Origin of the sequence: Arthrobacter sp. 3Tela_A, assembly GCF_049311025.1 — a bacterium.
Lineage (GTDB): Bacteria > Actinomycetota > Actinomycetes > Actinomycetales > Micrococcaceae > Arthrobacter_B.
Genome location: NZ_JAXIOM010000117.1, coordinates 1 through 823, shown reverse-complemented (window position 1 = coordinate 823; position 823 = coordinate 1). Strand labels below are relative to the sequence as shown.

Here is an 823-nt window from a genome sequence, read left to right as displayed (position 1 = left end):
CGGTCGCCGTCGTATTCGTCGAGGATTTTGCGCCAGGAGCGGTAGATGTCGTGGATGCCGGCCTGGCCGAACATGGGGGCCTGGTCGCCGGGGAAGCCTTCGGTGGAGGCGCCGTCGGCGCGGCCGCCCCAGTCGGGCAGTCCGGTTTTTTTGATCAGGGCGTGGGCGACGTCGACGCGGAAGCCGCCGACGCCGCGGTCGAGCCAGAAGCGCAGGATGCGTTCGAATTCGTCGTGGACGGCGGGGTTGTCCCAGTTGAAGTCGGGCTGGGTGGAGTCGAAGAGGTGCAGGTACCACTGGCCGGGGGTGCCGTCGGGGCGTGTGGTGCGGGTCCAGGCGGGTCCGCCGAAGTGGGACTGCCAGTTATTCGGCGGGTTTTCGCCGTGTTCGCCGGTGCCGTCGCGGAAGATGAACATGTCGCGGGCGGGGGAGTTCTCGGGCGCGGCGAGGGCTGTCTGGAAGAGGGCGTGCTGGTCGGAGCAGTGGTTGGGGACGAGGTCGACGATGACGCGGATGCCGTGTTCGCGTGCGGTGGCCACGAGGTTGTCGAAGTCGTCCAGGGTGCCGAAGAGGGGGTCGACGGCGCAGTAGTCGGCGACGTCGTAGCCGGCGTCTTTTTGCGGGGAGACGTAGAAGGGGGAGAGCCAGATCGCGTCGATGTCCAGGGTGGCCAGGGTCGGGATTTCGGCGGTGATGCCGGGCAGGTCGCCGATGCCGTCTCCGCGGAGGTCGCGGAAGGAGCGGGGGTAGATCTGGTAGATCACCGAGGAGCGCCACCACTGCCTCTCACGCTCGGTGGAGGCTTCATGGACCGGAACCAGGC

The 823-nt window shown here is 68.0% G+C and carries 1 protein-coding gene; it reads right to left on the bottom strand.

Annotated elements, in window-relative coordinates:
* A partial coding sequence (locus tag TVC13_RS18020) for an alpha-amylase family glycosyl hydrolase (protein WP_422402498.1) occupies positions 1-821 on the bottom strand: 821 nt, incomplete at its 3' end.
* Positions 822-823 lie beyond the last annotated feature (2 nt).